This window comes from Mesorhizobium sp. M2C.T.Ca.TU.002.02.1.1, from assembly GCF_003997225.1.
Genome location: NZ_RZTO01001196.1, coordinates 1 through 1,297 on the forward strand (window position 1 = coordinate 1; position 1,297 = coordinate 1,297).

The 1,297-nt window shown below is 65.4% G+C and carries 1 protein-coding gene and 1 pseudogene; both read left to right on the top strand.

Features of this window, described 5'->3' with window-relative positions; genetic code table 11:
* Positions 1-196 (top strand): annotated as a pseudogene (locus EOD07_RS34680) (MBL fold metallo-hydrolase); the annotation flags it as partial.
* Positions 197-222: 26 nt separating this feature from the next.
* Positions 223-1,248, top strand: a complete 1,026-nt coding sequence (locus EOD07_RS34685; protein WP_127238376.1) for a fumarylacetoacetate hydrolase family protein — start codon at positions 223-225, stop codon at positions 1,246-1,248.
* Positions 1,249-1,297: the final 49 nt, after the last annotated feature.

Genomic DNA, 1,297 nt, shown 5'->3' on the forward strand with positions numbered 1-1,297 from the left:
CTCCAGCCACAGCCTGGCCGAGCAAGCAGGTCGCATCGCCAGCGACGCCGGGGTGCGGCGGCTGGTGCTCAACCATCTCATTCCGGCCGACGATCCGGCGATCGGCGAAGCCGATTGGGTCGCGGCTGTCAGGAAAACTTGGTCCGGCGACTTGACGATTGCCCGCGACGGCCTTGTTGTGGGGCTAAGCAGTTAGAAGGCTGCTGGAGGAGAGGAAACCGCATGAAGCTTGCCACATTGAAGAACGGGACGCGCGACGGGAAGCTGGTCGTGGTCTCGCGCGATCTGACGCGGTTCACCGATGCCTCGTTCCTGGTACCGACGCTGCAAGCCGCGCTCGACGATTGGCGCCGCATCGCGCCGCACCTGGCGGCCATGGCGGAATCGCTCGAGACCAACGCGGTGCCTTCGGTGCGCTTCCATGAGCATGATGCCCATTCGCCGCTGCCGCGCGCCTATCAATGGGCGGACGGCTCGGCTTACGTGAACCATGTCGAACTGGTGCGAAAGGCGCGCGGCGCCGAGATGCCGGCAAGCTTCTGGACCGACCCGCTGATCTACCAGGGCGGCTCGGACTCCTTCATTGCGCCGCGCGATCCGGTCCGCATGACGGATGAGAGCTTCGGCATCGACATGGAGGCGGAAGTCGCCGTCATCGTCGACGACGTGCCAATGGGCGCGAGCCTCAACGTGGCTAGGGATGCGATCCGCCTGGTCATGCTGGTCAATGATGTCACGCTGCGCGCCATCACCGGGCCGGAGCTTGCCAAAGGCTTCGGTTTCTTCCAGTCGAAACCGTCCTCGGCTTTCTCACCGGTGGCGGTCACGCCCGACGAACTGGGCGAGGCCTGGGACGGCGGCAAGGTCAATCTCGCGCTGCTGGTCGACCTCAACGGCAAGCCCTTCGGCCGCGCCAACGCCGGCGTCGACATGACCTTCGATTTCCCGGCGCTGATCGTGCATGCCGCGAAGACGCGGCCGCTCGCCGCCGGCACCATCATCGGCTCCGGAACCGTCTCCAACAAGCTCGATGGCGGCCCGGGCAAGCCGGCCTCGGCGGGCGGCGCCGGCTATTCCTGCATCGCCGAGCTGCGCATGATCGAGACCATCGAGAGCGGCGAGCCGAAGACGCCCTTCCTGCGTTTCGGTGACACTGTGCGCATCGAGATGAAGGACAAGGCCGGCCATTCGATCTTCGGCGCCATCGAGCAGAAGGTCGAGAAATACGAGGGGGAGGAAGGAAGCTGAAGAGTGACCCTGCTCGACCATCTGCGCCGCATGGCGCGCAACAATCTGT

Bases quoted from the DNA above. Each gene is read 5' to 3' on its own strand.
- EOD07_RS34685 (WP_127238376.1), top strand. From the start codon at position 223: ATGAAGCTTGCCACATTGAAGAACGGGACGCGCGACGGGAAGCTGGTC.